Origin of the sequence: Micromonospora sp. NPDC048905 (genome assembly GCF_040649655.1) — a bacterium.
Taxonomy (GTDB): domain Bacteria; phylum Actinomycetota; class Actinomycetes; order Mycobacteriales; family Micromonosporaceae; genus Micromonospora.
The window spans coordinates 568,846-591,610 of record NZ_JBEZFV010000003.1; the positions used below are offsets into that span (position 1 = coordinate 568,846).

A 22,765-nucleotide genomic window follows, 5' to 3' on the forward strand; every position below is an offset into this window, starting at 1 on the left:
CGTGCCGCCGGGCAGTTTCCAGTCCGGGTCCCTTCTGTTTCGGTCCTGTCAAGTGGGGCTCACACCGCACGGGGGCAGTGGACGTGGCGGATGGGTGGTGTCGGCGCGGCGGTGGCGGCCTTCACCTCACGGTCAGCGCACGTTGGCGCGGTGTGGTCGGCGGGTCAGGGACAGCCAGCCCAGGAACCGGGCGTGAAGTGCTCGTGGGTCAGGACGAACGCCGAGGGAGTACAGGTCGTCGACCGCGTCATGCATGTTCGCTGCCAGATAGAACGCCAGGGCGATCGAATGGCCGTAGAACTCGGTCGCGAGGTGAAGCTGAGCCGGTGCGCACGGCCAGGGGGCGGCGCAGTTACGGCAGAGCCACGCCGGACGCATCGGATGGTGTGGGCGAGGACGGCGGGTCATCCGACCCTCACCGAACCGCCCTTCACGCGCGTGCGCGTGGTTGGCCGACGACGGGCTGCCGGGGCGGGCGGGTCCGGCCAGATCAGGCCCGCGAGCATCACGAACAGGGACCGGCGTGCGACCGCGTCGCCGTTCGCGGTCAGCTCGTAACCGTCAATCCACAACCAGCCGTCGTACGTCGGCCAGTCGAGGACCCGAATCACGCGTACGAAGATCGGGCGCAGGAACTGAACACTCGCGGCGCGGGTCAGGTGCAGGACGTCACCCGTGTGCGGCTTCCGTAGGTGGGGCGTCGACTGGGGTTTCCGATCGGGCAGCTCGTCCGGCACGGCGCTCTCTCCTCGTCGTCACGTGGGAAGGGACCGCCCCATGCCTGCTCGCTCGTGGAGATCTTGGACAGTTTCCGATCTCGCGTAACGGAAACTGTCCAAGATCTGTGGCAGGCCAAGGGCGGCCCCGATACGAACGCGTCCGCCGGGTTCCGTGCTCCCTACCGGCCGCGCCGTCTACAGCGCAGCCTCTCTCAGGGTTGTGGGACGCATACACTCCGTAGCAACATTCCTCTGGGACGTTCGGGACGTCGAGGAGGGATTAGGAGTGAATCAGGTACTCATCGCGGCTATGGCCGAGGTCGGGGAGACCGCCGAGAGTCTCGCTGGTCAGGTCGGGGTCGATCCGAAGACTGCCGCGCGGTGGGCCAATCCAGGACGCATCCCGCGCGGCCGGCATCGCGTGGAGGTCGCCAGATTGCTCGGCCGGGAGGTGGGCGACCTCTGGCCGGACGTCCTCATTCGACGGGAACCAGCATGGTTCCGGCCGTGGATCGACATCGAGCGCGAGGCGGTCGCGTTGCGGTGGTTCGAGCTGGCATGGGTGCCCGGCCTCCTTCAGACCGAGGCGTACGCGCGGGCGACGCTCGCCATGGAATCGCTGACCTCTGAAGAGATCGAGGACCGGGTGTCCGCGCGGATGCTGCGACACGCGATCCTGCACCGCCCTCGCCCGCCGCTGGTCGTCGCCGTGCTCGACGAGGCAGTGCTACGGCGACGGGCCGGGCGCAGCGCCGCGCTGATGCGCGAGCAGTGCGAACACATCGCGACGTGCGCCGCATTGCCGCATGTGCAGGTGCACGTCGTACCGGCTGACACGCCGATGTATCTCGGCCTCGGCGGGCCGTTCACCATGGCCGAGATGCCTGACGGCGCGCAGGTTGCGCATGTGGACGGCCAGGTCAGAGCTCAGATCATCGACGAAACGACGGAAATTGCTACCCTTGGACGAAGGTGGGCGCGCATAGTTGGCGATGCCCTACCCAGGGCGCAGTCTCTCGATCTCGTCAGGAAAGCGGCGGCAGCATGGACATGACCGGCGTGCAGTGGCGCAAGAGCACCCGCAGCGGCAGCAACGGCGGTAACTGCGTCGAGGTTGCCGGCAACCTCCCCGGCGTCGTGCTCGTCCGTGACACCAAAGACCGCGACGGCGGGACGCTGACCTTCGGACCGGCGGCATGGGCTGGCTTCGTCGACCTGGCGAAGGCGATCGGCCCCGTCGGCTAACCAACGCAGCACGAACGGCCCCCGGCTCCTGGAATCCAAGGAAATCGCCGGGGGCCTCTCGCGTGTCCGCGGTCGACCACCCCGCCAGGCAGCGCAGGCGTAGCCAGACCGACCACCTGGACCGCCCGCAGCGCCGGTTCCACTGCTGCGGAAGCCGCGGTGGCTTCGCGTGCGGCGGGAGGTGTGAGCCGAAGCCTTGGGAGCTGGATCGCTGACGGCATCAGTGTCGCTGCCTGGTGTGGTGCGCCTATAATATGGGATGCCTGTCTCAAAGTTTGGGAGCTAGCGATGAGCGTGACGGACGTCTTCGACGCTGTGGCCGGCACCTACGACGAGGAGCGTCGGCGGCTGATCCCCTGCTTCGACGCCTTCTACGGCACCGCCGTCCAGGTGGCTACGCCGCCGCTGCGCGCGGCGCTGGCGGCCGGTCGTACTCCCGAGGTGTTGGATCTCGGGGCGGGCACCGGCCTGCTCTCGCTGCTGTTGGCCACGGCGGTGCCCGGAGTCCGGCTGACCCTTGTCGACGGGGCGCCGGCGATGCTCGCCCGCGCCACCGAGCAACTGCGCGACCGGTCCGTGCCGCACCGGTCGGTGCGGGCCGACCTGTCCGACGAGCTGCCGCCCGGCCGGTACGACGCGGTGGTCAGCGCACTGGCCATCCACCACCTGGACGACGCCGGCAAGCGGGCGCTCTACCGGCGGGCCGCCGCCGCGCTGGCGCCGGGCGGGGTGTTCGTCAACGCCGAGCAGGTCGCCGGCCCGACCCCGGAGCTGGAGCGGCGCTATGACGAGGTGTGGATGGAGCAGATCACCGAACTGGGCGCGTCCCCCGAGGAGATCTCCGGTTCCCGGGGCCGGATGCGCCACGACCGGCCGGCGACCGTGGCCGACCAGTGTCGCTGGCTCGCCGAGGCCGGCCTGGTCGACGTCGACTGTTACTTCAAGGAGTGGCGCTTCGCGGTGTTCGGTGGTCGGGTTCGGTGACAGTCGCCGGAATGGGCGTTTCGACGCCGGTACGCGAGCCGGTCGCCGCCGGGGTGACTGGTGGTCATACCGCTGGGTAGTCTCAGCGGCATGACTGCCAAGGTGACTCTGTCGTTTACCGACGAGACGATCGAGGAGGCGCGACGGTTCGCCAAGCGCGAGGGGTTGTCGCTCTCCGCGTGGATGGACCAGGCCGCCCGCGAGAAGGCGCTGCGCGAGGTCTTCACCGCGCACGCCGCCGCCGTGGGCCGCGCCGGCCTGGACCTGGAGTCCGCCGCTCTCGCCGACGCCCGCGAGGTGGGCATGGTCAACGACCTGCTCTCCGGCGGACGACCGCGTGCTGCGTAGGGGAGAGGTCTGGCGCATCGAGGGCGCCCGGGAACGCCTCGGTCTGGTGGTCAGCTCGGACGTCTACAACTCCACCGACGTGCCCATCGTGATCGTGGTCGAGGTGGTCGAGGAGTCACTGCTGCGCGACTCGCCGCTCGCCGTGTCGATGGGCCGGTACGTGGTGATGCCCGACCGCATCTCCTCGCCGATGAAGAAGTGGTTCACCGGCTGCGTGGACGTCGCCGACACCGACACGATGCTCCGGGTCGGCCGCGCGCTGCGCATCCTGCAACAGCTCTGAGCACCGACCTCACCACCGCCGCCGGCCCGTGGTGCGATCCCCGTTTCCCGGCCGACCCAGGACGGGCACTGCCAGGTAATCAGGCGTTCCTAGCGTTTCTCCTCGTCACACCGACGAGAAGGAGCCGCCGTGAGCACGCTCACCAGCACCGCAGTCACCGCCGCGAAGCCGGCCGCCACCGCGCGTGGGCGCCGGCTCGACGACTGGCGTCCCGAGGACCCCGACTTCTGGGAGGCGACGGGCGCGCCGATCGCCCGGCGCAACCTCTGGGTCTCGATCTTCGCCGAGCACGTCGGCTTCTCGGTGTGGAGCCTCTGGTCGGTGACCGTGCTCTTCCTCGGCCCCGCGTACGGCATCGACCCGGCCGGAAAGTTCCTGCTCACCGCCGTACCGGCGGCGTTGGGGGCGGTGCTGCGGCTGCCGTACACGCTGGCGGTGGCCCGGTTCGGCGGGCGACGCTGGACGATCATCAGCGCCCTGCTGCTGCTGGTGCCCACGGTGCCGATGACGGTGTTGCTGGAACCCGGGGTCTCCTACTCCACCCTGATGGTGCTCGCCTGCCTCACCGGCGTCGGTGGCGGCAACTTCGCCTCCTCGATGGCGAACATCAACCTGTTCTACCCGCAGCGGCTCAAGGGACGGGCCCTCGGGCTCAACGCCGGCGGCGGCAACCTCGGCGTACCCGCGGTGCAGCTGGTCGGGCTGGCGGTCCTCGCCACCGCCGGTGCCGCGTACCCCCGGTTGGTCCCGGCGGTCTACCTGCCGCTGATCGTGCTGGCCGCGCTGGCCGCGGCCCGCTGGTTGGACACCGTGCCCGGGGCGCGCAACGAGCCGGGAGCGCTGCGTGAGGCGGCCCGCGACCCGCACACCTGGGTCATGTCGCTGCTCTACATCGGCACCTTCGGGTCGTTCATCGGGTTCGGGTTCGCCTTCGGTCAGGTGCTCCAACTCCAGTTCGCCGAGCGGTTCCCCACCCCGGTCGACGCCGCCTGGCTGACCTTCCTCGGCCCGCTTGTCGGCTCGCTGATCCGGCCGCTGGGCGGGCACCTCGCCGACCGGCTGGGCGGATCCCGGGTGACCTTCTGGAACTTCGTCGCGATGGCGGCCGGCGCGGGCATCGTGCTGTACGCGGCCCGGGAGCGCTCGTTCGGGCTCTACCTGGCCGGGTTCATCGCCCTCTTCGTGTTCTCCGGCATCGGCAACGGCTCCACGTACAAGATGATCCCGGCGATCTTCCGGGCCCGGGCGGCGGACGCGGTGGCCGACGGTCGCCGCGATCCGGAGGCCGCCGCCCGCTGGGCGCGGCGGATGACCGGCGCGTTGATCGGCATCGCGGGCGCGATCGGCGCCTCCGGTGGGGTGCTGGTCAACGTCGCGTTCCGCCAGTCGTTCCTCAGCTCCGGTAACGCCGACGCCGCCTACCTGGCCTTCATCGGCTGGTACGCCCTCTGCTTCGCGGTCACCTGGGTGGTCTACCGCCGTCCGGGCGCCGCCGATCGGCTCGCCGGCGTGTGAGCTGGGCCACCCCCGGCGCGTCGCCGTGCGGAACGGCACCCCCGTTTTGACCTGCGGACACCGCGCCGGGTATCGTTGCCTGCTGTTGTACGACATCCAGAGGCGTGCCCTATCAGGTACGCTTGGTCGTTCGTGCGCGCTGGTCCGGCCTGCTAGATCTGGTCACCTCGGCGCGCGACCCCAGACCGACGACGAGACAAGGTAGACCTGTGCGTACGTACAGCCCGAAGCCGGGTGAGATCGAGCGTCAGTGGCACGTCATCGACGCCTCTGATGTCGTGCTGGGCCGCCTGGCCACCCACGCCGCCACGTTGCTGCGTGGTAAGCACAAGCCGACTTTCGCGCCGCACGTCGACACGGGCGACTTTGTCGTCATCGTGAACGCGGGCAAGGTTGCGTTGACCGGCAACAAGCGTCAGACCAAGGTTGCTTACCGCCACTCCGGATACCCGGGTGGTCTGAAGCAGATCGGCTATGACGAGCTGCTGACCAAGCGCCCCGAGCGGGCCATCGAGCTGGCTGTGAAGGGGATGCTCCCGCACAACAAGCTCGGCCGTCAGCTGATCAAGAAGCTGAAGGTGTACGCCGGTGCCGAGCACCCGCACCTCGCGCAGCAGCCGGTGCCGTTCGAGATCAAGCAGATCGCGCAGTGAGCGCGGGCGAAGGAAGCAGCATGACCGACATCATCGAGACCGAGGTCGCCGTCGCCCCGGAAACCCCCGAGGCCACCGAGGCACCGGCGCCCGTCGCCCGCGCGCCTCGTGGTGACCGGCCGATCCAGACCGTGGGCCGCCGCAAGGAGGCCATCGTCCGGGTCCGCATCGTCCCGGGCACCGGCAAGATCACCTGCAACGGCCAGGACCTCGAGGCGTACTTCCCGAGCAAGGTGCACCAGCAGCTCATCAAGGACCCGCTGGTCACCGCCGAGAAGCTTGAGGCGTTCGACGTCATCGCCAACCTGCGTGGCGGCGGCACCACCGGCCAGGCCGGTGCGCTCCGGCTGGGCATCGCCCGCGCGTTGATCATCAACGAGCCGGACGACCGCCCGGCCCTGAAGAAGGCCGGCTTCCTCACCCGGGACGCCCGGGTCAAGGAGAGCAAGAAGTACGGCCTCAAGAAGGCCCGTAAGGCTCCCCAGTACTCGAAGCGCTGATCTTTTCCAGCGCGTTGTACTTCTGACGGACGGCCGGTTCGCCTCCCCCGACTCGGGGGAGGCGGCCGGCCGTTTCGCTTTCTCCACATCGGCAGCGCACCACGGAGGTTGGCGGGTATGGGTCGGTTGTTCGGCACGGACGGCGTACGCGGGCGGGCAAACGCGGATCTCACCCCGGAACTGGCACTGGCGCTCGCGGTGGCCGCCGCGCACACGCTCGCCGAGACGGACCGCAGCCACCCGCCGCTGGCCGTCGTCGGCCGGGACACCCGGGCCAGTGGCGAGATGCTGGAGGCCGCCGTGGTCGCCGGCCTGACCAGCGCCGGTGCCAACGTGGTGCGGGTCGGCGTGCTGCCCACCCCCGCGGTGGCGTTCCTCACCGCCGAGGCCAAGGCCGACCTCGGCGTGGTGCTCTCCGCGTCGCACAACCCGATGCCCGACAACGGCATCAAGCTCTTCGCCGCCGGCGGGCACAAGCTGCCCGACGAGATCGAGATGAAGATCGAGGCCGCCGTGGAGGCCAACGCCACCACCGCCTGGGACCGGCCGACCGGCGCCGGCATCGGCCGGGTGCACGACCTGCTCGACGGTGCCGACCACTACGTCCAGCACCTGGTCGGAGCCGTGCCGCACCGGCTGGACGGGATCAAGGTCGTGGTCGACTGCGCCAACGGCGCTGCCGCCGAGGTCGCCCCGGTCGCCTACCGGGAAGCCGGCGCGGAGGTCGTCGCGATCCACGCCGAACCGAACGGCCTGAACATCAACGACGAGTGCGGCTCCAACCACATCGAGGCGCTGCGCGAGGCCGTGGTCCAGCACGGCGCCCACCTGGGCATCGCCCACGACGGCGACGCCGACCGGATCGTGGCGGTCAGCGCCGACGGCGACGAGGTCGACGGCGACCAGGTGATGGCGATCCTCGCGCTGGCCATGAGGGATGCCGGCACGCTCACCCAGGACACCCTGGTCGCGACCGTGATGAGCAACCTCGGCCTACGGTTGGCCATGTCCGCACAGGGCATCCGGCTGATCGAGACCAAGGTCGGCGACCGGTACGTCCTGGAGGCCCTGCGCGCCTCCGGGCTGGCGCTCGGCGGTGAGCAGAGCGGTCACATCGTCATGCCGGCGCATGCCACCACCGGCGACGGAGTGCTCACCGGCCTGCACCTGATGGCCCGGATGGCCGCCACCGGCCAGTCCCTCGCCGAGCTGGCCTCGGTGGTCACCAAACTGCCCCAGGTGCTGATCAACGTGCCGGTCGGCGACCGGACCGTCGGCGCCGCCGCACCGGCCGTCCGCGCCGAGGTCGAGCGGGCCGAGGCGGAGCTGGGTGAGACCGGGCGGGTGCTGCTGCGCCCGTCGGGCACCGAGCCGCTGGTCCGGGTGATGGTCGAGGCCGCCACCGAGCAGACCGCGCGCGACGTCGCCGAGCGGATCGCCGAACTGGTCCGCACCGCCAGCCCCGCCGCGTCGTAGGTCAGTCGGACGCTGTGGAGCTGAATCGTTCACGACAGCAGCTCCACAGCCTCCGGCACAGCCGGGGCCGCCGGATCAGCGCAGAGCGCGCAGCCGGTTGACCGCCTCGGTCAGCACCTCTGGGCGCTTGCAGAACGCGAACCGGACCAACCGTCGGCCCGCCTCGACGTCGTCGTAGAAGACCTGCGTCGGCACGGCCACCACGCCGCAACGCTCCGGCAGCGAGCGGCAGAACTCCACCCCGTCGGAGCCGCCGAGGGCGGTGATGTCGGCGGTGACGAAGTATGTCCCCTCCGAGTCGAGCACCTCGAACCCAGCGTCGGTGAGACCGCCGACGAGCTGGTCCCGCCGCTGCTGGAGGCCGTCCCGGAAGCCGGTGTAGTAGTCGTCCGGCAGGGCCAGCGCCACGGCGACCGCCGGTTGCAGCGGGGCCGCGTTGACGTAGGTGAGGAACTGCTTCACCCGCAGCACCGCCGAGACCAGCGCCGCCGGGCCGCTCGCCCAGCCGATCTTCCAACCCGTGCAGGAGAACGTCTTGCCGGCCGACGAGATGCGCAGCGTCCGCTCCCACATCCCGGGCAGGGTGGCCAGTGGCACGTGCGGATTCGCCGCGTCGGTGAAGACCAGGTGCTCGTACACCTCGTCGGTGACCGCGTACGTGTCGTACTCCTGGCACAGCTCGGCGATCAGCGCCAGTTCGGCCGGGGTGAAGACCTTGCCGGTCGGGTTGTGCGGCGAGTTGAGCAGCACCAGCCGGGTCCGTGGGCCGAACGCCGCGCGGAGCGCCGTCGGGTCGAAGGCGTACCGGCCCTCGGCCGCGGGGCGCAGCGTCACCGGCCGCCGGACCGCGCCGGCAAGCGCGATCGAGGCGGCGTACGAGTCGTAGTACGGCTCGAAGCAGACCACCTCGTCGCCCGGTTCGCAGAGGGCGAGGATGCTCGCCGCGACCGCCTCCGTCGCGCCGGCGGTGATGACGATCTCGCCGTCCGGGTCGTACGTCAGGTCGTGGAACCGCAGTTGGTGAGCCGCGACCGCCGCGCGCAGAGCGGGAATCCCCGGGCCGGGCGGGTACTGGTTCTGCCCCCCGCGAAGCGCCTCGGCGGCGGCGGCCAGCATCTCCGGAGGGCCGTCGGTGTCGGGGAAGCCCTGGCCGAGGTTGACCGCGCCGGTCCGCACGGCGAGGGCGGACATCTCGGCGAAGATCGTCGTGCCGAACGGCCGCATCCGGGCCACCAGCGGGTCGATATCGGTGCTCGTCACCTGCGCCAGCCTACGGGTGCCGGTGGCTGAACCCCAGCCTCACGTGAGCGCACCGTGCTCCATGATCAAACCAGGCAGGTCACTCGGGAGTGGGTGGTCCGGCGGTGGGTGCGGTCCAGTCGTCGTCGGGATTGACGTACGGGCCCTCGACCGCTGGGTCGGAACCGTTCGTGTCGACCAGCAGACCAGCCACGCAGAGGCAGCCACAGACGAGCAGGAACAGCGCCACGACGACAGCGACGGCGATCCCGATGACCCGGCCGTTGTTCCTCGGTGAGCTACCGCCGGCCGGTGGATAGCCGGGGTAGGCGTACGGCGGCGGATAACCCGGCGGCGGCCAGCCCGCGTACTGCTGCTGGCCCGGCTGCTGGGGCCACCCCGCTGGCGGCGATCCGGCCGGCGTGGGCCACCCCGGCGGCGGTGATCCGGCCGGCGGCGCGCCGGAGGCGTCGGCCGGAGCCGGCGACCAGGGGGACGTCTGTGCGTCGGGCGTCCACGGCGCCGCGGGCGGCTGGGGCGTCCACCGGGTGTCGGGCGGGGTCGGCGCCCAGGGCTCGGTCGGCGGAGATGGCGACCACGGCGACGGTGTCCATGGGGCCTGGGGCGCCCACGGCTGAACCGGAGCCAGCGGGTCGGGGGCCGGGATCGGCGCCGAGGAGGGCGACGCCGTCGGCTCGGGCGGGGGCGCGGAGGGGGTCGGCTCCGGTGCGGGTGAGGGCGACGGGTCGGGCGAGGGCGCGTCGGTCATGGCTGCTCCGGGCGGGAGTGGGTAGGACGTACGGGCCGTGGACGGGAGCGCCAAACCCGTCGAGAGACTTTCGCACCCGCTGGCGCGCCGCAACCCTGCCCTCCGGGGTGGGGCACGAACGGCCTGCGACGCTCGTCCCGTTGTGGCCGCCCAGACCCCGATCGCTCAGATTCCGTGATTGATAACCCGACTTTCGAGCACCCATCATGAGTGAAACTGGGTTAGGCTGCGGGCCATGTGTGGAATCGTGGGATACGCGGGCGCGCGCCCCGCTCTCGGCATCGTCCTCGACGGGCTGCGGCGGCTGGAATACCGCGGCTACGACTCGGCGGGCGTGGCAATCGTCTGCGACGACCAGCTGCTGACCGAGAAGAAGGCCGGCAAGCTGGCCAACCTGGAGAAGATGCTCTCCGAGCGGGCCGCCGAGGACCCGGCCTCCTGCGCGGCCAGCCCGATCGGGATCGGTGACGGCACCACCGGCATCGGGCACACGCGGTGGGCCACCCACGGTGGCCCGACCGACCGCAACGCCCACCCGCACGTCGCCGGCGACGGACGGGTCGCGGTCATCCACAACGGCATCATCGAAAACTTCGCCAGGCTCCGCGCCGAGCTGGAGGCCGACGGCGTCCAGTTCGCCAGCGACACCGACACCGAGTGCGCCGCGCACCTGCTCGCCGCCGCGCTTGCCGACCTGCGTGCCGCCGGCCAGCCGGACGGCCCGCAGTTGCTCGCCGCCGGCATGCGCGTCGTCTGCCAGCGGCTGGAAGGCGCCTTCACGCTGCTCGCCGTCGACGCCTCGGTGCCCGGCGCGGTCGTCGGCGCCCGGCGCAACTCGCCGCTCGTCGTCGGCCGGGGCGACGGCGAGAACTACCTGGCCAGCGACGTGGCCGCGTTCATCGAGCACACCCGGGAAGCAGTCGAGCTGGGCCAGGACCAGATCGTGCTGATCACCGCCGACAGCATCGAGATCACCGACTTCGACGGTCAGCCCGCCACCGGCAAGGACTTCCACATCGACTGGGACTCCTCGTCGGCCGAGAAGGGCGGCTACGACTGGTTCATGCTCAAGGAGATCGAGGAGCAGCCGCAGGCCATCGCCGACACGCTGCTCGGCCGGCTCACCGAGACCGGTGAGATCGCCCTCGACGAGGTCCGCCTCAGCGACCAGGACCTGCGCGACGTCGACAAGATCTTCATCGTGGCCTGCGGCACGGCGTACCACGCCGGCATGGTCGCCAAGTACGCCATCGAGCACTGGACGCGGATCCCCTGCGAGGTGGAGCTGGCCAGCGAGTTCCGCTATCGCGACCCGGTGCTCGACCGGTCCACGCTGATCGTGGTGATCTCCCAGTCCGGCGAGACGATGGACACCCTGATGGCGCTGCGCCACGCCAAGGAGCAGAAGGCCCGGGTGCTGGCGATCTGCAACACCAACGGCTCGACGATCCCCCGCGAGTCGGACGCGGTGCTCTACACCCATGGCGGGCCGGAGATCGCCGTCGCGTCCACCAAGGCGTTCCTCACCCAGGTCGTCGCCTGCTACCTGATCGGCCTGCACCTGGCCCAGGTGCGCGGGATCAAGTTCGCCGACGAGGTGGGCGCGGTGGTCGCGCAGTTGCAGGAGATCCCGGGCAAGTTGCGGGAGCTGCTCGACCGGATCGAGCCCGTCCGTGAGCTGGCCCGGGAGTTGAAGTCCGAGCCAACCGTGCTGTTCATCGGCCGGCACGTGGGCTACCCGGTGGCCCTGGAGGGCGCGCTGAAGCTCAAGGAGTTGGCGTACATGCACGCCGAGGGCTTCGCGGCCGGCGAGCTGAAGCACGGCCCGATCGCCCTGATCGACAAGGGCACACCGGTGATCTGCGTGGTGCCCTCGCCGGTCGGCCGGGGCATGCTGCACGACAAGGTCGTCTCCAACATCCAGGAGGTCCGGGCCCGTGGCGCGCGGACCATTGTGATCGCCGAAGAGGGCGACGAGGCCGTCGTCCGGTACGCCGACCACCTGATCTACGTGCCGCGTACGCCGACGCTGCTGGCCCCGCTCGTCACCACGGTGCCGTTGCAGGTGCTCGCCGCCGAGATCGCCGACGCCCGTGGGCACGACGTGGACCAGCCCCGCAACCTGGCCAAGTCGGTCACCGTCGAATAGGCCTCAACGCCCCAGCACGACCCGGGCCATCCCGTCCAGCGCGGGATTGCCCGGGTCCCAGTAACCGGTGTGCCCGCTTCGCCCGCTGCCGAAGACCCGACCGCCGAACCCCGGATCCGACGGGTCGTGACCGAACCACAGCTCGTGCCCGCTCCGGTCGGGCCAGCCCAGCACCGCGGCCAGTGAAGCCGGGCCGAGCAGGGCGCGCCGGGCGAACTCGTCAACCGGGCGGGCGACGCGGATCACGTCGTCCGGGGCGCGGCTGGCCCAGACCTCACCGGGTGGCACGCCCAGCTCGGCGGCGTGCGACGCGCCGACCCCGGGCGAGCCGACGAAGACCAGCGCGTCGGCGGCCAGCCCGTGCTCCCGCGCGGCCGTCCCCACCACCAGTGACCCGTAGCTGTGCCCGAGCACGGTCTGCCGGGCCGGTGGCCCCTCGTGGCTGGCCCGCAGCCCCTCCTGGAAGCGGTGCAGCGCCGGGCCGGCGTCGTTTGCCTGGCCCGCCGACGCCGCTGCGGTCACGAAGTCCGGAGCGTCGTAGTCCAACCAGAGCACCGCCGCGCTGCGCTCACCCGGGGCGAGGGTGGCGCACCGGTCCAGCACCCGCGCCGCCCTGCCCAACTCACCGGGAGCGTCGTCCAGCCCGGAACCCATCCCCGGCACGTAGGTGAGCACCCGGTCGGCCTGGTCCGGGTTGCCGAGCGTCAGCACCACCCGGCCCTCACCGGCCGTGTCCAGCCGCAGCAGGTACGCCCGCGGCTCCCCGTCCGCCGCCAGCCGCCCGGCCAACGCGTCCAGGCCGGCCAACCGCCCGGCCACCCCGTGCAGGCGGAGCGTCGTGAGCGGCCCCGGCGGCACCCGGGTCAGCAACCGCTGCCGTTCAGCCAGCAACTCCGCGCGCCAGACCCCGAGCCGCAGCCGGTTGGCCTGGTCCCGGGCGGCGACCGGCACCCCGTCCAAACGGCCGACCAGCGCACTCTCGTGCCCGATCAGCCACCGTCGCTGCGTCGGGGTCAACCCTGCCCACCAGGCGCGCACAAGCGTTGGTGCGGCACCGGCCGCCGGCCGACCCGGCGGTGGCGGGGACGCCCACCCCGAGCCGGCGGCCCGGGTCAGCTCGTCCAGCCGGTCCGCGGCGACCCGATCCGCCGCCCCGGCTCCGTCGAGCGCGTCGCGTAGGGCCGCCGCCACCGAAGCGGCCACGACGCTGGTCCGTTCGGTGGGCCGAACCCGGGTGGGATCGACGTGCACCCCGCCCGCGCGGTCCACCACCAGCCCGGCCGCGTCCGCCCGGGTGACCGCCTCCGCGAGCCGGGCCTTCGCGACCGTCAGCCGGCCCGCCAGCTCGGCCAGCACCTGGTCGACCTCGATCAGTGCGGGTGTGACCGAGGCCAGCTCGGCACCGAGACCGGCGAGCCGGGCATCCGCCGCGGTGGCTGCCGCACCGGACCAACCGCTGCGCAGGCGCGTGCCGGCCGCCCCCAACTCGCCGACCTGTCGGTCGACCGGCCCGGTCAGCCCGGCCCAGGCCACCCCGGCGGTCCGCCAGCCGCCCGGATCGGCCGCCCACAGCTGCCGGTAGCCGACGCCGCTCACCGGGGGAGCGCGGCGAACCGGCCGGCGGCCCGGTCGTCGACCGTCTCGTACGCCTCGGCCGCCGCCCGGACTCCACCGGAGGTCGCCGCGACCCGAGCACCCAGCCGGCAGAACCAGGCGTGCCCGGCCGCCTCCAGCCCGGCCAGAGCCGCGCCGGCCCTCCACTCGGGCGCGACCACCAGCAGCTCCGGCACCCTTGCGAGGCCCAACGCCAGCCGGTACGCCTCGTCGTCGAGCGTGCCGGCGACCGCCCGCAGCTCCTCGGGCCGGACGGCGAACAGCTCATCGGTCATGACCACACCCCCGTGGACGATCGGCATCGACGCGCTGACGCTAGGCGGGCGTGGTGGGCGCCGGAGTGCCCTGTGGACAGCGGGCGGTGGGTCGTACCCCGGCCTGTCCACAGGCGTTGCCCACCGTGGCCCCGACGGCTAATCTCCGGCCCCGGCCGCCGGTAGGGTGTGATCGTGATCGTCGCTGTCGGCATCGACGTGGTCCTGGTCGACCGGTTCGCCCGGGCCCTGGCACGGACGCCGCTGCTCGCCGACCGACTCTTCACCAGCGCCGAGCGGCACACCCGCTCCGGCGGCCCGCGCCCGCCGGAGTCGCTCGCCGCCCGGTTCGCCGCCAAGGAGGCCGTGGCCAAGGCGCTCGGCGCCCCGGCCGGGCTGAGCTGGCACGACTGCGAGATCAGGGCCGATCCGGACGGCCGTCCCTGGCTGGCTGTCGCCGGCACCGTCGCAGCGGCGGCCGAGGCGCGCGGGGTCAACCACTGGCATCTCTCGTTGTCGCACGACGGGGGGATCGCGTCGGCGATGGTGGTCGCGGAACGGTGACGTCGACCGGGCGGGCCGGTCGGGTCCACCCGTGAACTGATGGGGAGACGGTGGCATGAGAGCGGTGTGGCGGGTGGCCGACGTGCGGGCGGCCGAGGCGGGGCTGATGGGCACGCTGCCGGAGGGGACGCTCATGCAGCGCGCCGCCGCCGGGCTGGCCCGCCGGGCCGCACTGCTGCTCGCCGAGCGCGGCGGCGTCTACGGCGGCCGGGTGCTGCTGCTCGTCGGTTCCGGCGACAACGGCGGCGACGCGTTGTACGCGGGGGAGCGACTGGCCCGCCGGGGTGTCCAGGTGTCCGTCCTGCTCCTCACTCCCGGGCGGGCGCACGAGGCGGGACTGGCCGCGCTGCGAGCGGCCGGCGGTCGGCTGGTCGACCAGCCCACCGGCCCGGTCGACCTGGTACTCGACGGCATCGTCGGCATCGGTGGCACCGGGGGGCTGCGGACCGGCGCGGACTCGGTGGCGCAACGGCTCGGTGAGCTGCGCGGACGTGACGGTGACCGGGCCACCGTGCTGGCGGTGGACGTGCCGAGCGGCGTCGCGGTGGACACCGGGGACGTGCCGCTGGCCCCGTCCGGCCGACCGAACGCGGTGCACGCCGACGTGACGGTGGCGTTCGGCGCGTTGAAGCCCGCCCTGGTGGTCGGGCCGGCCGCCTCCCTGGCCGGCCAGGTGGAGCTCGTCGACATCGGGCTGCGGCCCTGGTTGCGGGGCACCCCGGCGCTGCGGGTCACCGAGTGGTCCGACGTCATCGACTGGTGGCCGGAGCTGGGTCCGGCGTCGGAGAAGTACACGCGGGGTGTGGTCGGGGTGGCGACCGGCTCGGCGACCTACCCGGGTGCGGCGGTGCTCTCCGTGGGCGGTGCGCTGGCCGGGCCGACCGGCCTGGTCCGCTACGCCGGCAGCGCCCGCGCCGAGGTGCTGCACCAGCACCCCTCGGTGATCGCCAGTGGGCGGGTCGCCGACGCGGGTCGGGTGCAGGCCTGGGTCTGTGGCTCCGGGCTGGGCACCGGTGCCGACGCGGCGGTCGAGCTGCGCGCCGTGCTGGCCGCCCCGGTGCCCGTGGTGCTCGACGCCGACGCGTTGACCCTGCTGGTGGACGGGTCGCTCGCCGACCAGCTCCGCGGTCGGGACGCGCCGATCGTGGTCACCCCGCACGACCGCGAGTTCACCCGACTCTGCGGTGAGGACCCCGGCGCCGACCGGGTCGGCGCCGCGCTGCGGCTGGCCGCCTGGATGAAGGCGGTGGTGCTGCTCAAGGGCGACCGCACGGTGATCGGCACACCTGACGGTCGGGCGTACGTCAACCCGACCGGTTCCCCGGCACTGGCCACCGGCGGCACCGGCGATGTGCTGGCCGGGCTGCTGGGCTCACTCCTGGCGGCCGGTGTGCCCGCCGATCGGGCCGCGGCCGCGGCCGCGTACCTGCACGGGCTCGCCGGCCGGGAGGCGGCCCGGAGCGGGCCGGTGACCGCGCCCGACGTGGTGACCGCGCTGCGCCCGGTCGTCGCCCGCCTGGGCTGATCGGGCCGGTTCCGGGCGGAACGACCGGATCGGCCGTGCGGGGCGTGCGTCGCCGCCCGCGCTGATCTCCACGGAAAGTAGGCTGGGCGCATGTGGCAGGCCGAGGTACGCGTCGATCTTGACGCGATCCGCGAGAACGTGAGCAGGCTCCGCTCCGGCACCACCGCCGAGTTGATGGCGGTGGTCAAGGGCGACGGGTACGGCCACGGGATGCTCCCCGCCGCTCGCGCGGCGCTCGACGCCGGCGCGGACTGGCTCGGTGTCTGCACCCTCGACGAGGCGCTCACCCTGCGGCGGGCCGGAGTGACCGAGCCGGTGCTGGCCTGGCTGCTCGCGCCCGGCCTACCGCTGCACGAGGGGGTCGGCGCCGGGGTGGACCTGAGCGCGGCCAGCCTGTCCCAACTGGACGAGATGATCGAGGCGAGCCGGCTCGCCGGGCGCCCCGTCCGCCTGCACCTGAAGATCGACACTGGGTTGTCCCGGGGCGGGGCGACCGTCGCCGACTGGCCGGCGCTGCTGGACGCCGCCGCGAAGGCGCAGGCCGACGGCCTGGTCGAGGTGGTCGGCGTGTGGAGCCACTTCGTGTACGCGGACCTGCCCGGCCACCCCACCATCGACCGTCAACTGGCCGTCTTCCACGAGGGGCTGGCCATGGTCGAGCGGGCCGGGCTGCGACCGCGCTGGCGGCACCTCGCCAACTCGGCGGCCACCCTGACCCGCCCGGACACCCACTTCGACCTGGTCCGCCCCGGTCTGGCCATCTACGGGCTCTCCCCGGTGGCCGGCGAGACGTACGGTCTGCGACCGGCGATGACCGCGCGCGCCCGGGTGATGCTCACCAAGCGGGTTCCCGCCGGCACCGGAGTCTCCTACGGGCACACCTACACCACGGAATCCGACGCGAATCTCGCCGTGGTCCCACTCGGGTACGCCGACGGGGTTCCCCGGCACGCCTCCAACGCCGGTCCGGTGCAGCTCGGTGGCGTCCGGCGGACGATCTCGGGGCGGGTCTGCATGGACCAGTTCGTGCTCGACTGCGGCGACGACCGGGTGGCGGACGGCGACGTGGCGACGCTCTTCGGCAGCGGCGCGGACGGCGAGCCGACAGCCGACGACTGGGCCGAGGCCGCCGGCACGATCAACTACGAGATCGTGACCCGGTTCGGCAGCACGCGGGTGCCGCGGGTCTACGACGGCGAGCGGCCGTGAGCGCGAGGAGTGAGCCGGGGTTGCGAGCCCCGCAGTCGCGAACCGAGGTGACGCCGTGAGCTACCGCATTCCGCGTCCGCGGACCGCGGTGGGCCGGGTCGCGGGGATCGTCGGCGCCGCGGTGGGCGTTGCCGCCGCGGGCCTGGCGGCCGGGGTCGCGACCGAGCGCACCCTGGTCCGCCGGCTCAAGGCCGACCCGGCCGACCGCTACGCGCACGAGATGTTCGGCGAGCAACGGTACGACGAGGCGTTCCGCCTGGAGTTGCCGGACGGCACCGACATCCACGTCGAGGTGGTCGAGCCGACCAGGCCGGTGCCGGGGCACCCCACGGTGGTGCTGGTGCACGGCTTCTGCCTGGACATGGGGACGTTCCACTTCCAGCGCCAGATGCTCGCCGCCCGCGGTGACTACCGCGTCGTCGCGTACGACCAGCCCGGGCACGGTCGGTCCGGCCGGCTGGAGACCGGCGAGTACGACCTCACGGTGCTCGGCCGGACGTTGCGCCAGGTGATCGACCGCACCGCCCCGGACGGGCCACTGGTGCTGGTCGGCCACTCGATGGGTGGCATGACCATCATGGCGTTCGCCGAGCTGTTTCCGGAGCTGTTCGGTGACCGGGTGGTGGGCACCGTCCTGATGGCCACCTCGGGCGGGCTCGTCGCGGAGACCAAGCTGGTCGCGCCCGCGCTGCTCGGCCGGGTTGGCGGCCCGGTGCTCTACATGGTCAGCAACGCCACCCGCTACGGCGGGCCGGTGATCGACAAGGCCCGCAAGTCGACGTCGAACGTGGCCTGGCTGCTGACCCGCAAGTACGGCTTCGGCACCCGCAAGCCCAGCCCCACACTGGTCTCGTACGTCGAGATGATGAACTCCCGGACGTCGGCCGACACGGTGACCCGCTACCTGCGGACCCTGGCCACCCACTCTCGCTTCCCGGCCCTCGCGGCGTTGGCCGCGACGCCGGTGCTGGTGGTGGTCGGCGACAAGGACATGATCACCCCGGTGGTCCACTCCGAGGAGATCGTCCGGCGGCTGCCACACGCCGAGTTCGTCAAGATCAAGGACAGCGGTCACGTGGTGATGTTGGAGCATGCTGACGAGGTCAACGCCGCGCTCGCGCGGTTCCTCGAATCACTTGGAAAGTCGGAGGAACGGTGAGTCACGTCGTCAAGCTGCCGACCGTCGAGGACACCCGGGAGTTCGGCCGGCGCCTGGCCGGGCTGCTGCGGGCCGGTGACCTGGTGCTGTTGACCGGTCCGCTGGGCGCCGGTAAGACCGCGCTCACGCAGGGCGTCGGCGCCGGGCTCGGTGTGGTCGGCGACATCACCTCGCCGACCTTCGTGATCGCCCGGGTGCACCGCCCCGATCCGGCCCGAGGTGGCCGGGTCGCCCTGGTGCACGCCGACGCGTACCGGTTGGGTGACGCCACCGATCCGCGCGCCGAGATCGACGACCTGGACCTCGACGCCTCGGTGGACGACTCGGTGACGGTGGTGGAGTGGGGCGAGGGACTGGTGGAGCAGTTGGTCGACGCGCACCTACGGGTCCGCATCGACCGCCGCGACGACGACACCCGGATCGTCGAGCTGGACCCGATCGGTGGCGACTGGGCCCGGCGGCTCGCCGACCTGGGTTAGGCCGGCCGCTGTCGTACCGGATGCCTAGAGTGCGGGGGACCGACCCGAGCTGTGAGAGGTTCCTGATGCCCGACGATGCCCCCGCCCTTGACCTGCTGGCCCTGTTGCCGGAGCAGTGGCGTGCCGTGCTCACCCCGCACCTGGACGCGGCCCGCACCGCCGCGTTGGCCGAGTTCGTCGCCCGGGAATACGCCACGCAGACCGTCTTCCCGCCTCTCGAGGACCTGTTCTCGGCGTACCGGCTCTGCCCGCCGCAGGGCACCCGGGTGCTGATCCTCGGGCAGGACCCGTACCACCGGGCCGGGCAGGCACACGGGTTGAGCTTCAGCGTCCGGGACGGGGTGACAGTGCCCCCGTCGTTGCGCAACGTCTTCAAGGAGTTGGGCGAGGACGTCGGCGTCCCCAAGCCGCGCAGCGGCAACCTCGACGGGTGGGCCGCCCAGGGTGTGCTGCTGCTCAACGCGGTGCTGACCGTCCGCCAGGCCACCCCGGGCTCGCACGCCAACGCCGGCTGGGAGGAGTTCACCGACGCGACCATCCGGGCGCTGGACGCCTCGCCGGACCGGGTGGTCTTCCTGCTCTGGGGTGGTTACGCCCGCAAGAAGGCGGCGCTGGTCACCAATCCGCAGCACGTGGTGCTGGAGGCCGGCCACCCCAGCCCGATGAACCCGCGTGGCTTCCTCGGCAGCCGTCCGTTCAGCGCGGCCAACAAGGCGCTCGCCGACGCCGGCCTGCCCACCATCGACTGGGAGCGCACCGCAGGCTGAGCTGGCACCAGGCCGCGCGCGCTGCCCGCAGGTCGGCCGGCGGTTGGTTCAGCCGCCGCTGGCCGATTGCCGGTCCCGGTAACGGCGTAGCAGATCGGCGGCGCGCGGCTCGGTCAGCTCCAGCTCGACAAGCGGCACCACCTGGTAACTCCGGTCGCCGTGGCGCACCTCGATCGTCTCGGGGAGCTCGTCGCACATCGTGGCCCTGATCTCCCCGTACCGGGTCGACCAGCGGTGTTCGCCGGGCTCCTCGGGCTCCAACCACACCCCGCCGAACTCGCCCCAGCGGGCGTTCCACCGCTGGCTGTAGTTCCTCTCCAGCCAGCGGGTCAACACCTTCGAGTCCTGCCATCGCACGGCGATCTCCAGCGCCTCCACCGGCACCGGCGCGCCCTGCAACAGCGCAGCCGTACTCCCGGTGAGTACCTGGGGTAGATCGCTGAGCCGGTCCAGCAACCGATCCAGGTCCAGCTCGTCGATCCGCTCCGCGATCGGCTGAGCAGCCAGGGCGTCCATCCGGGCGTCAAGGTGCGCGTCCAGCGGCTCCACCCCGACGGTCAGCTGCACATCCATCGCAGCGAGCATCCGTTCCAGCACCGGGATGGTCGGCGCACGCTCGCCACGTTCGATCCTGGCCACCGCAGCCTGGCTGACCCCGGCCAGCGCGGCCAACTGACGCTGGCTCAGCTCGCGCAGGTGTCGTTGCTGCCGCACGGTAGCGCCGAGAAGGGTGACAAGGCGAGTGGATGGCATCCCGGCATGGTGGACCAAGGCCGAATGCCGGCGATACCTCTGCGGCATATTGACGACTCGCCGCTGATCCGGCCGAGGACCGCCCCGGTCGATGACCTGGCGGCGGGCCTCATCCCAGCGAGCGTGATGCCTGTGAGTCATCAAGATGACTCACAGGCATCACGCTCAAAAGGAGATGTGGCGTCGGCCCTCCCGGCCGCTTCGCTCCCCGGCCGCTCCCGGCCGCTTCGCTCCCCGGCCGCTCCCGGCCGCTTCGCCGCCCGGCGGGGCCGCGGGGTGCGGGTGGGCGGGGCGTCCCGAGGACCGTGGCGGGGCGGGGCGTGACCGGGGGCGGTGGCGGGGCGGCTAGGCTGGCTTACCGTGCTCGTACTCGTGGTGGACAGCTCGACCCCCGCGGTGACCGCGGCGCTGGTGGAGGTCTCGGCGGATGGCGTGGCGTCGCGGGCGTACCGGTGCACGGTCGACGCCCGCGCGCACGGCGAACTGCTCGCGCCCCAGGTGGACGCGGTCCTCGCCGATGTCGACGCGCGCCCGCGTGACCTGGCCGCCATCGTTGCCGGGCTCGGCCCGGGGCCGTTCACCGGGTTGCGGGTCGGCCTCGTCACGGCCGCGACGATGGGCCAGGTGCTCGGCATCCCCACGTACGGCGTGTGCTCACTCGACGGCATCGGCTACCCGGCGGCATCCGGTGAGCCGGTGTTGGCCGCCAGCGACGCCCGGCGCAAGGAGCTGTACTGGGCCGTCTACGACGGTGCCGGGGAGCGGATCGTCGGCCCCGAGGTGTCCAGGCCGGCGGTCGCCGCCGCGCGCGCTCGGGAGTTGGGCGCGACGATCGCGGTGGGCGATGGGGCGCACCGGTACGCCGAGGCCCTGGAGCTGCCCGTCCGGGTCGAGCCGCGGTACCCGGACGCCACCGTGCTGGCGCTGCTCGCCGCCGAACGGATCCGAGCGGGTGCCGCCAGTGAGCGGCTCACCCCGCTCTACCTGCGCCGGCCCGACGCGGTGGTGGCGACCGGCCGCAAACCGGTCCTGCCATGACGGCGGTACGACTCGAACCGTTCCGTTGGTGGCACATCGACGACGTGCTACCGATCGAGGCTGACCTCTTCGGCGCCGAGCAGTGGTCGCCGGCCATGTTCTGGAACGAGTTGGCAAACGGGCACCACTACCGGGTCGCCGTCGACGCGGACGGCGCGGTGCTCGGTTACGCCGGGCTCGCCGGTGTTCCGCCGGGTGAGGTGTGGGTCCAGAACATCGCCGTCCGCCGGGACGCCCAGCGGCGCGGTGTGGGCCGCGCCCTGCTGGAGGAACTGCTCGCCGAGGCGGCCCGACGTGACGCCCGCAGCACCCTGTTGGAGGTCGCCGTGGACAACGCCGCAGCCCAGCGGCTCTACGCGACGTACGGGTTCGAGCCGATCGGGGTGCGGCGCGGCTACTACCAACCGAGCAACACCGACGCGCTGGTGATGCGGCGCGACGCCGAGCCGACCGGGGACGGACCACACCACCATGGCTGACGAACCGCTGATCCTGGGAATCGAGACCTCCTGCGACGAGACCGGCGTCGGCATCGTGCGGGGGCACACCCTGCTGGCCGACGCGCTCGCCTCCAGCGTCGAGGAGCACGCCCGGTTCGGGGGTGTGGTACCCGAGGTGGCCAGTCGGGCACACCTGGAGGCCATCGTGCCGACCATGGACCGGGCCCTGACCGAGGCCGGCGTGACCCTTGCCGACATCGACGCGATCGCGGTCACCTCCGGGCCGGGGCTGGCCGGCGCGCTCCTGGTCGGTGTCGCCGCCGCGAAGGGGTACGCGCTCGCCGCCGAGAAGCCCGTGTACGGCGTGAACCATCTCGCCGCCCACGTCGCGGTGGACACCCTCGAACACGGTCCGCTGCCCGAACCCGCCATCGCGCTGCTGGTGTCCGGCGGACACTCGTCCCTGCTGCTCGTCGACGACCTGGCCCGGGGTGTCACCCCGCTGGGCGCCACCATCGACGACGCGGCCGGCGAGGCGTTCGACAAGGTCGCCCGGCTGCTCGGGCTGCCGTTTCCGGGCGGCCCACCGATCGACCGGGAGGCTCGGGCCGGCGACGCCGCCGCGATCGCGTTCCCGCGCGGCCTGACCGCCGCGAAGGATCTCGCCGCCCACCGGTACGACTTCTCGTTCTCCGGGCTGAAGACGGCGGTGGCCCGGTGGGTCGAGGCGCGCGAGCGGGCCGGCGAGCCGGTGCCGGTGGCCGACGTGTCCGCGTCCTTCCAGGAGGCGGTCTGCGACGTCCTGACCAGCAAGGCGCTCGCCGCCTGCCGCGCGCAGGGCATCGACACGTTGGTGATCGGCGGGGGAGTGGCGGCCAATTCGCGGCTGCGGGCGATGGCCGAGCAGCGAGCCGAGAAGTACGGCATCCAGGTCCGGGTGCCCCGGCCGAAGTTGTGCACCGACAACGGGGCGATGGTGGCGGCGCTCGGGTCGCACCTGGTGGCCGCCGGGGTCGCGCCCAGCCGACTGGATCTGCCGGCCGACTCGGCACTGCCGTTGACCACGGTCAGCGTGTGACGGGA

General features: G+C 72.4%; 27 protein-coding genes. 19 read left to right on the forward strand and 8 right to left on the reverse strand.

Features of this window, described 5'->3' with window-relative positions:
- Positions 1-132: 132 nt before the first annotated feature.
- On the reverse strand, positions 133-378 hold the full coding sequence (locus tag AB0C01_RS10915; RefSeq protein ID WP_357570917.1) for a hypothetical protein: 246 nt from the start codon (positions 376-378) through the stop codon (positions 133-135).
- A gap of 26 nt (positions 379-404) precedes the next feature.
- Positions 405-725: a hypothetical protein gene (locus tag AB0C01_RS10920; RefSeq protein WP_357570961.1), complete on the reverse strand. Its 321-nt coding sequence runs from the start codon at positions 723-725 to the stop codon at positions 405-407.
- Between the two features lie 280 nt (positions 726-1,005).
- Here AB0C01_RS10920 and AB0C01_RS10925 point away from each other — a divergent pair, with 280 nt between their 5' ends.
- The 9 genes from AB0C01_RS10925 to glmM all read left to right on the forward strand — a co-directional run bounded on the left by AB0C01_RS10925 (position 1,006) and on the right by glmM (position 7,723).
- A complete protein-coding gene (locus tag AB0C01_RS10925; protein ID WP_357570918.1) occupies positions 1,006-1,773 on the forward strand; it encodes a DUF5753 domain-containing protein in 768 nt (255 codons plus the stop codon).
- Positions 1,770-1,964, forward strand: coding sequence for a DUF397 domain-containing protein (locus AB0C01_RS10930; RefSeq protein ID WP_357253695.1), 195 nt, complete (start codon positions 1,770-1,772; stop codon positions 1,962-1,964). Before AB0C01_RS10925 ends, AB0C01_RS10930 begins: the two co-directional genes overlap by 4 nt.
- Before the next feature lie 288 nt (positions 1,965-2,252).
- On the forward strand, positions 2,253-2,948 hold the full coding sequence (locus AB0C01_RS10935) for a class I SAM-dependent methyltransferase (RefSeq protein WP_357570919.1): 696 nt from the start codon (positions 2,253-2,255) through the stop codon (positions 2,946-2,948).
- Positions 2,949-3,038: 90 nt separating this feature from the next.
- Positions 3,039-3,296 (forward strand): DUF6364 family protein, encoded by a 258-nt coding sequence (locus AB0C01_RS10940; RefSeq protein ID WP_088950199.1) that lies wholly within the window; start codon positions 3,039-3,041, stop codon positions 3,294-3,296.
- On the forward strand, positions 3,286-3,579 hold the full coding sequence (locus AB0C01_RS10945) for a hypothetical protein (RefSeq protein ID WP_357253510.1): 294 nt from the start codon (positions 3,286-3,288) through the stop codon (positions 3,577-3,579). Before AB0C01_RS10940 ends, AB0C01_RS10945 begins: the two co-directional genes overlap by 11 nt.
- A gap of 129 nt (positions 3,580-3,708) precedes the next feature.
- Complete coding sequence (locus AB0C01_RS10950; RefSeq protein ID WP_357253508.1) at positions 3,709-5,094, forward strand: nitrate/nitrite transporter; 1,386 nt, start codon at positions 3,709-3,711, stop codon at positions 5,092-5,094.
- A 209-nt stretch (positions 5,095-5,303) separates the two neighbouring features.
- On the forward strand, positions 5,304-5,747 hold the full coding sequence (gene rplM / locus AB0C01_RS10955) for a 50S ribosomal protein L13 (protein WP_053653864.1): 444 nt from the start codon (positions 5,304-5,306) through the stop codon (positions 5,745-5,747).
- Between the two features lie 20 nt (positions 5,748-5,767).
- On the forward strand, positions 5,768-6,247 hold the full coding sequence (gene rpsI / locus AB0C01_RS10960; RefSeq protein ID WP_357253505.1) for a 30S ribosomal protein S9: 480 nt from the start codon (positions 5,768-5,770) through the stop codon (positions 6,245-6,247).
- A gap of 117 nt (positions 6,248-6,364) precedes the next feature.
- Complete coding sequence (gene glmM / locus AB0C01_RS10965) at positions 6,365-7,723, forward strand: phosphoglucosamine mutase (RefSeq protein WP_357253503.1); 1,359 nt, start codon at positions 6,365-6,367, stop codon at positions 7,721-7,723.
- A gap of 75 nt (positions 7,724-7,798) precedes the next feature.
- Here glmM and AB0C01_RS10970 read toward each other — a convergent pair whose 3' ends face one another.
- The 3 genes from AB0C01_RS10970 to AB0C01_RS10980 all read right to left on the reverse strand — a co-directional run bounded on the left by AB0C01_RS10970 (position 7,799) and on the right by AB0C01_RS10980 (position 9,594).
- Positions 7,799-8,983: a pyridoxal phosphate-dependent aminotransferase gene (locus AB0C01_RS10970; protein WP_357570920.1), complete on the reverse strand. Its 1,185-nt coding sequence runs from the start codon at positions 8,981-8,983 to the stop codon at positions 7,799-7,801.
- A 79-nt stretch (positions 8,984-9,062) separates the two neighbouring features.
- On the reverse strand, positions 9,063-9,212 hold the full coding sequence (locus AB0C01_RS10975; protein ID WP_357253499.1) for a hypothetical protein: 150 nt from the start codon (positions 9,210-9,212) through the stop codon (positions 9,063-9,065).
- A 49-nt stretch (positions 9,213-9,261) separates the two neighbouring features.
- Positions 9,262-9,594, reverse strand: coding sequence for a hypothetical protein (locus tag AB0C01_RS10980; protein WP_357570921.1), 333 nt, complete (start codon positions 9,592-9,594; stop codon positions 9,262-9,264).
- Between the two features lie 372 nt (positions 9,595-9,966).
- On the opposite strand from AB0C01_RS10980, the gene glmS reads away from it, so the two are divergent.
- Entirely contained in the window at positions 9,967-11,880 is a 1,914-nt protein-coding gene (gene glmS, locus AB0C01_RS10985) for a glutamine--fructose-6-phosphate transaminase (isomerizing) (RefSeq protein WP_357253495.1), read from the forward strand.
- Positions 11,881-11,883: 3 nt separating this feature from the next.
- On the opposite strand, the gene AB0C01_RS10990 is transcribed toward glmS, so the two are convergent.
- Positions 11,884-13,476: an alpha/beta hydrolase gene (locus tag AB0C01_RS10990; RefSeq protein WP_357570922.1), complete on the reverse strand. Its 1,593-nt coding sequence runs from the start codon at positions 13,474-13,476 to the stop codon at positions 11,884-11,886.
- Positions 13,473-13,769: a hypothetical protein gene (locus AB0C01_RS10995; protein WP_357253492.1), complete on the reverse strand. Its 297-nt coding sequence runs from the start codon at positions 13,767-13,769 to the stop codon at positions 13,473-13,475. The genes AB0C01_RS10990 and AB0C01_RS10995 overlap by 4 nt, the downstream gene beginning before the upstream one ends.
- 174 nt (positions 13,770-13,943) lie before the next feature.
- On the opposite strand from AB0C01_RS10995, the gene AB0C01_RS11000 reads away from it, so the two are divergent.
- From AB0C01_RS11000 to AB0C01_RS11025, 6 genes are all read left to right on the forward strand, one after another.
- Positions 13,944-14,312, forward strand: coding sequence for a holo-ACP synthase (locus AB0C01_RS11000; RefSeq protein WP_357253490.1), 369 nt, complete (start codon positions 13,944-13,946; stop codon positions 14,310-14,312).
- 55 nt (positions 14,313-14,367) lie between these two features.
- Positions 14,368-15,837 (forward strand): NAD(P)H-hydrate dehydratase, encoded by a 1,470-nt coding sequence (locus AB0C01_RS11005; protein ID WP_357570923.1) that lies wholly within the window; start codon positions 14,368-14,370, stop codon positions 15,835-15,837.
- 90 nt (positions 15,838-15,927) lie between these two features.
- The gene (gene alr, locus AB0C01_RS11010) at positions 15,928-17,046 is read left to right on the forward strand and encodes an alanine racemase (protein ID WP_357253486.1); all 1,119 of its coding nucleotides are present in this window, start codon (positions 15,928-15,930) and stop codon (positions 17,044-17,046) included.
- 55 nt (positions 17,047-17,101) lie between these two features.
- A complete protein-coding gene (locus tag AB0C01_RS11015) occupies positions 17,102-18,205 on the forward strand; it encodes an alpha/beta hydrolase (RefSeq protein ID WP_357253485.1) in 1,104 nt (367 codons plus the stop codon).
- Positions 18,202-18,684, forward strand: coding sequence for a tRNA (adenosine(37)-N6)-threonylcarbamoyltransferase complex ATPase subunit type 1 TsaE (tsaE, locus tag AB0C01_RS11020; RefSeq protein ID WP_184178621.1), 483 nt, complete (start codon positions 18,202-18,204; stop codon positions 18,682-18,684). Before AB0C01_RS11015 ends, tsaE begins: the two co-directional genes overlap by 4 nt.
- Before the next feature lie 65 nt (positions 18,685-18,749).
- The gene (locus AB0C01_RS11025; protein WP_141911135.1) at positions 18,750-19,451 is read left to right on the forward strand and encodes a uracil-DNA glycosylase; all 702 of its coding nucleotides are present in this window, start codon (positions 18,750-18,752) and stop codon (positions 19,449-19,451) included.
- A gap of 48 nt (positions 19,452-19,499) precedes the next feature.
- Here the strand turns inward: AB0C01_RS11025 and AB0C01_RS11030 are convergent, their stop codons facing one another.
- Positions 19,500-20,204, reverse strand: a complete 705-nt coding sequence (locus AB0C01_RS11030) for a helix-turn-helix transcriptional regulator (protein WP_357253481.1) — start codon at positions 20,202-20,204, stop codon at positions 19,500-19,502.
- Positions 20,205-20,564: 360 nt separating this feature from the next.
- Here AB0C01_RS11030 and tsaB point away from each other — a divergent pair, with 360 nt between their 5' ends.
- From tsaB to tsaD, 3 genes are read left to right on the forward strand one after another with little or no spacing between them, the layout of a single operon-like run.
- The gene (tsaB, locus tag AB0C01_RS11035; RefSeq protein WP_357570924.1) at positions 20,565-21,242 is read left to right on the forward strand and encodes a tRNA (adenosine(37)-N6)-threonylcarbamoyltransferase complex dimerization subunit type 1 TsaB; all 678 of its coding nucleotides are present in this window, start codon (positions 20,565-20,567) and stop codon (positions 21,240-21,242) included.
- A complete protein-coding gene (gene rimI / locus AB0C01_RS11040) occupies positions 21,239-21,721 on the forward strand; it encodes a ribosomal protein S18-alanine N-acetyltransferase (protein WP_357570925.1) in 483 nt (160 codons plus the stop codon). Before tsaB ends, rimI begins: the two co-directional genes overlap by 4 nt.
- On the forward strand, positions 21,714-22,760 hold the full coding sequence (gene tsaD / locus AB0C01_RS11045; RefSeq protein WP_357253476.1) for a tRNA (adenosine(37)-N6)-threonylcarbamoyltransferase complex transferase subunit TsaD: 1,047 nt from the start codon (positions 21,714-21,716) through the stop codon (positions 22,758-22,760). The genes rimI and tsaD overlap by 8 nt, the downstream gene beginning before the upstream one ends.
- Positions 22,761-22,765: the final 5 nt, after the last annotated feature.